At 46.3% G+C, this 6,320-nt stretch carries 5 protein-coding genes; 3 read left to right on the top strand and 2 right to left on the bottom strand.

Features of this window, described 5'->3' with window-relative positions; all coding sequences use genetic code 11:
• Positions 1-176 precede the first annotated feature (176 nt).
• On the top strand, positions 177-1,394 hold the full coding sequence (locus RIB93_RS07315; protein ID WP_446371724.1) for an RNA-guided endonuclease InsQ/TnpB family protein: 1,218 nt from the start codon (positions 177-179) through the stop codon (positions 1,392-1,394).
• Between the two features lie 43 nt (positions 1,395-1,437).
• Here RIB93_RS07315 and RIB93_RS07310 read toward each other — a convergent pair whose 3' ends face one another.
• Positions 1,438-3,843: a sensor histidine kinase gene (locus RIB93_RS07310; protein ID WP_446371722.1), complete on the bottom strand. Its 2,406-nt coding sequence runs from the start codon at positions 3,841-3,843 to the stop codon at positions 1,438-1,440.
• Here RIB93_RS07310 and RIB93_RS07305 point away from each other — a divergent pair.
• Positions 3,823-4,104 (top strand): hypothetical protein, encoded by a 282-nt coding sequence (locus RIB93_RS07305; RefSeq protein ID WP_446371720.1) that lies wholly within the window; start codon positions 3,823-3,825, stop codon positions 4,102-4,104. The genes RIB93_RS07310 and RIB93_RS07305 overlap by 21 nt on opposite strands.
• A gap of 89 nt (positions 4,105-4,193) precedes the next feature.
• Here the strand turns inward: RIB93_RS07305 and RIB93_RS07300 are convergent, their stop codons facing one another.
• On the bottom strand, positions 4,194-5,096 hold the full coding sequence (locus RIB93_RS07300) for an MBL fold metallo-hydrolase (protein ID WP_446371718.1): 903 nt from the start codon (positions 5,094-5,096) through the stop codon (positions 4,194-4,196).
• 333 nt (positions 5,097-5,429) lie between these two features.
• On the opposite strand from RIB93_RS07300, the gene RIB93_RS07295 reads away from it, so the two are divergent.
• On the top strand, positions 5,430-6,248 hold the full coding sequence (locus tag RIB93_RS07295) for a TrmH family RNA methyltransferase (RefSeq protein WP_446371716.1): 819 nt from the start codon (positions 5,430-5,432) through the stop codon (positions 6,246-6,248).
• The last annotated feature ends 72 nt before the right edge of the window (positions 6,249-6,320 follow it).

The following is a 6,320-nucleotide window of genomic DNA, read 5'->3' as shown; positions in this document are numbered from 1 at the left end:
CTATCGAAACGTGGGGGGAAAGGGGGAGCAATAGAACCCCGTCCTCAGCGGAACGAAGTGTAGCAGGGCGGGGATGCCTTCACTCCCCCAAGTCAAAAATAGGCATTCAATATGCCTGTTTTTGACAAGTCTCGGTTTTCTATCTTATGCTGAGTGACATAGTGTTTTAAGACGTTATGTTAGTATTCGAGGCAAAATTACGAGGAACAGACGAGCAGTACGTCATCTTGGATGAAATGATTCGTACGGCTCGCTTTGTGCGTAATAGCTGCCTCCGATACTGGATGGACAACAGGGGGGTTAACAGATACGACCTCAATAAATATTGCCGAGTCCTCAGAGAACAGTTTGAATGGTGCAAGAAACTCTCGGCTCAAGCTTGTCAAGCCAGTGCCGAGAGAGCTTGGAGCGCCATCGCTAGGTTCTTTGACAACTGCAAGAAAAAGGTTCCGGGCTTGAAAGGTTATCCGAAATTCAAAAAACATCAAACCCACGGCTCAGTTGAGTACAAGGTTGATGGTTGGGTTTTATCGGATGACCGATTGACCATTACGTTTAGAGATGGCTTTAAAGCCGGAACTTTTAGAATGTGGGGAACTCGTGATTTGCACTTTTACCAAAAAGAGCAGATAAAGCGAGTTCGTGTTGTGCGTCGGGCTGACGGATACTACATCCAGTTTTCCATCGAGAAGGTACGCAAAGAACATCATGAACCCACCAATCGAATGGTAGGCATAGATGTTGGTCTAAACCATTTCTACACCGACTCTGATGGCAATAAAGTAGAGAACCCCAGGTTCCTGAGAAAGTCTGAGAAGGCGTTAAAACGCGCACAAAAGCGTGTATCTCGTAGAACCAAGGGTTCCAAGAATCGTCTCAAAGCCGTCAAGCAGTTAGGTAGAACGCATCTCAAGGTTTCGAGGCGGCGTAAAGACTTTGCGGTCAAAACCGCAAGGGCGCTTGTCCAGTCGGCAGACTTGGTAGCTATTGAAGACCTAAAAGTGCCGAACATGGTCAAAAACCATCATCTAGCTAAGTCAATATCGGATGCTAGTTGGACATTGTTTAGGCAGTGGTTGGAGTATTTCGGAAAAGTATTTGATGTGCCAGTAATTGCCGTTGCACCTCATTACACTTCTCAGAACTGTTCCAATTGTGGACAAGAAGTTAAGAAAGCTTTGTCTACCCGTACTCACAAATGTTTTCACTGTGGGTACGTTGACGACCGAGACGTAAATGCTGCCATTAATATCTTAATGAAAGCGTTACAGGGACTAGCTCAACTACCGAGGGGCACTCGGAAAGTTACGCCTGGGGATGAGATGACCCGATGCTTAGAGGAGGAAACTCCAAAAAGTAAGGTGGCTCGTAGAACCAGGAAACCTCATCAGTGATGATGGGAATCCCCGCCTTCAACGAAGTAAGGCGGGGAGAATGTCAAGTCGGTAGTGTAATCGTAAACCTTGTTTCTTCCCCCGGAACACTAGAGGCGGTAATCATTCCTCCGTGACGACTAACAATTTTGCGGCAAATTGTCAACCCTAACCCTGTACCCTCGTAGTGACGGCGGCTGTGTAAGCGTTGAAATGCCTCAAAGATTTGCTCCTCATACTCTGACTTAAACCCAATCCCTTGATCTTTGACCACAATTTGATACTGATTCGGAAGTTGATTCGGCTGGGAATAAACCTTGACAATCGGGGCTGTTTCCGGTTGATGAAACTTCAGCGCATTACTCAGCAGATTCTGCATCAGTTGACGCATTTGCAGGGGATCAGCATTGACAGTGGGTAACGCTTCGACATCAACTGTTCCCCCTGTTTCCTGGAGTTGAATATCCAAATCGGATAACACCTCTTGGACAACGGTATTCAAATTGACCGGAACAAAGGGTTGAGCTTGCGTCGTCACCCGCGATAACATCAATAAATCATTGATAAACGTTTGCATTCGCTCTTTGACCTGACGCATCCGTCTCAGGTACTCCTGCCCTTGTTCATCCAGAACCTGACTATACTCTTCTGTAAGCAAGTCATTAAGCATTTGCATTTTATGCAGGGGAGACAGCAAATCGTGGGACACGATATAAGCAAAGTCTTCTAATTCCTGATTACTGCGTTCGAGTTCAGTGACCAGACTTTTCATCTGGATTTGGGCGTGTTTGATCTGAGTAATATCCTGAATTTGTCCGACAAAATACAACGGTTGTCTCTGACTATCCCGCACCAGCGAAACACTTAACAATACCCAGATGACATGTCCTTGCTTATGAAAATATCGCTTCTCCATTTCATACGTTTGAATCTCATCCGCTAGCAGTTGACGCACGTAGCGCAGATCCGCCTCCAAGTCATCGGGATGGGTAATGTCCTGAAAGTTTGTCGCCAGTAATTCCGATTCCTGATATCCTAACAATTCACATAAAGCATGATTGACGCGGATAAACTGACCATTAGGCGTCACTAAAGCTTCACCTGTTGCAGCATCATCAAAGGCACGGCGGAAGCGTTCTTCACTCTGGCGAAGTTGTTCTTCAATTTGTTTCACTTCGGTGATATCTCGCCCTTCGGGAATCAGTAACACCACTTGTCCGGTATCATCAGTAATAGACTTGAGGGAAAAGTCAATCGTGGCAATCCTATCCCCTGCCCCTTGCACATCAACTTTATAGCGGATAAACTTCCCTTGAGCAGCTTTCGCGATCGCCTCTTTCAATCGGTCTTGAGTTTGAGCTGAAATCGTCCACCACCTTGCTTGCCAAAAAGGTTTGCCAATCACCTGATCGCGCCGCAATCCGCCAAAATCCAAAGCTGTCTGATTCGCTTCGAGTACAGTACCATCGGGTTCGATTAAGCCGATAAACTGAAACGTCTGGTCAAAAATGGCATGAAACTTCTGTTCACTGGCTAACAGCGCCTGTTGAAACCCCTGTCGCTGGGCATCAATGGCATTCAGTCGCCTAGCATTATACCAAATCAATGCGCCAAAAATGATAATTGCCAAGACACTGCGAAAGGCAGATCCCAAGACGGGCGGATAGAGATCAGCGCGAAAGCCCAGTAATACCAGCCAGCCCAACACGGGCGGAATACTAATCACCACTGGGAGGAGACGTCGTGCCATAATACCCCCAGCGCGATCGCTAATCACCACCTTCATCGCCCCCCAATTGGCAGAAGCACCGAGAATCCCGATCGCCAGTAAGATAAAGCTAATGGCAGTATGAATTGCCATGCCTGTATAGGAGTCAACGCTATAAAAGAGAGGAATTTGGTAGAGATGACCGATTAACCCCAGAGACGCCACCAAGAAAACCAAGATCGTAAACAACTGGGCTGAAAGATAAACCTCTCTCCCTAACAGCAGCAACGCCGAACCCAATAGCAAAAAGTTAGACGCCGTATTCGGTGCCATCCGCCCTCCAGCAGCAACGTCTACCGCATCAGGGCGTTCTTGAATAACCAGTTGGTCAATGCCTAAGTTGAGATTAAAACCATATTGAATAATCGTCAGCAAAGCCAGCACGATGACAAATACAGCCAGCACCTGTGAGCCAATCAAGGATGACCGATAGGGTGAACGTTTATTGCTTTTCCCCCTACCAAAATGCCACAGATAGAGGGAAGCACCACTAATAATAAAGCCAATGGCTGTATTGGCTTTCATGGTGACCAATCCCGGTACAATACTTTTAAATAGGGACAGGTTAAACATCCAACCCAACAGCCCCAAACAGCCAATCCCGATGACAATCATACTGACAGCTTTAGAAACGGATTTGAGTTGCTGACTCAGAACAGAAGCGGGTCGAATATTCGGGGGTTGGATGTAGTCATCAGTCATGGCTTAGGAGATGAGGGAGCAGAGGGAGCAGAGGGAGATGGGGGAGATGAGGGAGCAGAGGGAGCAGAGGGAGATGGGGAAGATGGGGGAGATGAGGGAGATGAGGGAGATGAGGGAGATGAGGGAGATGAGGGAGATGGGGGAGATGGGGAAGATGAGGGAGATGGGGAAGATGAGGGAGCTGGGGGAGATTTTACCCTGATGTCACTAAATGTAATCAGTGTCACTAACCTTTCACTTCCCTACCACTCTCTCCAATAAATCCGTGAAATCAGTGTCACTAACCTCTCACTTCCCCACCCCACTCTCTCCAATAAATCCGTGAAATCAGTGTTTTGACAAACTACTTATTAGCGCACCGTTTCCATCCAAGTAATACACTTATGCATCTGTTGGCGCATCGTTTCCTTATCTGCATGATACCGCCGTCCATGTCCTGGAAGTACCCACTCAAACCGATAAGTCGCCAGACGCTGCATCGAGTTGAGTAATTCTGACCAGGAGTACCAGCAAACATGGCGAAAGGCATGAAGTTGATGCAGGCGATCAGACCAAGCCAGGTGATCCCCACTAAAGAGAAACCGTTGCTTATAGAGTAAAACAGTATGACCTTTGGTGTGACCCGGAACTGGGATAATTAACAAATCGGGGGAAAGTGCGATTGAGCAAAGCTCAGCGCCAAAGGCGATCGCGTCATCCCCAGTTAACTGAATTTCCACATCGTCAGTTTTGGCAGTAATATCATCATGATGCAGAATGCGATCGCAACCAAAATGATCTCGAAATTTTTCATGGTCGGCAATATCATCGCGATGGGTAAGATACAGATAGCGAATATCCCCCTTCTCTTCTAACCGTTTAACCAACGCTGGCGTAAATCGGGGCGAATCCACTAATATATTCCCCTGATCTCGGACAATCAAATAACTCGCCGCCCCATAAGAGCCTTCTGCATGATACCCACAGTGGTAAACATTATCCGCGATCGGAATCGGAAACGTCTCCTGAACATTTTTAATATCCTTCGGCTTATCTACCGTACCAATTGAAGCCGTAGGACAAGAGAGCAACGCCTGCATCGCCGCTAACCGTTCAGCCTCATTCGTCGGTTGATGATAAACCGCTGATTGTGCATCTGCCCGATGGAAGACATTGGGTGCCATCCAGCGACAGGTATCACAATCAATGCAAGTTTCATCCACATAAACATCACCCTTAACATTCTGGGGACGACGTTGATCAAGAGTAGCCATCGTTTTATCTAAGTTTTAACTATCGAATTAGATTAGAGGTGTAATACTTATAAAATAGTAAAAATATAGAAAAATGCCCTCTATCCCAAGGGGAAGAGAGCGGAGCATGGTTTTGAGGTGTGAGGAATGAATCAATATCACTTAGTTACACTCTAGTCAGTGGATGTGACGCATCTGTGACGCTCCCATGACAATGTGATGATCCTCTGTAATTCAGAGAGGATTAATCAACTCAATCGGAAACGTTCGTAGTAAAGGCTTTAGCCTTATTGTTTTGGCTAACAGACATCAACCCAACCGACAACCTATCCGAAAACAAAACCTAATCCAATTATGATAACCAATAAAACAAAGCATCCCAGAGATAAATTTATTACAGTCTATGGCAGAAAACCTGTATTAGAAGCCCTATTCAACCCGGATATTATTATCGATAAACTCCTAATTGCCAATAATGCCAGAGGCGAATTCATTGACGAAATCATCAAACAAGCCAAACAACGCAATGTCAAAATTTCGCGAGAATCCCCCAAATACATTACCCGAATTTCGCGCAACGGTCGTCATGACCAAGGCGTCGTTGTCGATGTCATTCCCCCCGCAATGGAAGCCCTATCCACCTATTTAGAACGCCAACAATCTCATCCCCCCAACCAGAAACCCCAAACCCGCCAATTCTTGGCTTTAGATGGCGTCAAAAATCCCAGTAATGTCGGCATGATCATCCGCACTTGCCTAGCCGCTGGTTTTGATGGAATTATCCTACCCCGAAAAGGATGCCCTGACTTGAATCCCCTAGTAATTAAAGCTTCAGCAGGTACAGCATTTTATACCAGAGTTCTACGCTGTGCTGAACTATCTGAAGCCCTCCAGCAATTGCGTCAGGCAAACTATACAATTTATGGATTGAGCGGCACAGCCACCTCAACACTCTATAACCTATCCTTTTCTCCCTTTTCAGTATTTGTGTTAGGAAATGAAACCGAAGGAATTCATTCCGATCATCACCAATTAATTGATACATGGGTATCAATTCCAATTAACTCCCCAGCGGAATCCTTAAACGTAGCCTCTGCCGCCGCCGTCGTGTGTTTTGAATTAAAACGTCAACATTTAGAGCAGCGTTCCAGTAACGGATCGCTATACTTATAATCCAGTCCGCGCAGGCGGACTTGGTTTGTGTAGCAGCGATTTCAATCGCCTCCTCTTGCATGGGGTAATAAA

Source organism: Coleofasciculus sp. D1-CHI-01 (assembly GCF_040218875.1).
In the GTDB taxonomy this organism is placed as follows: Bacteria; Cyanobacteriota; Cyanobacteriia; order Cyanobacteriales; family Coleofasciculaceae; genus Coleofasciculus.
Note: the sequence above shows the minus strand (reverse complement) of the source record. Positions and strands in the feature narration are given on the sequence as shown.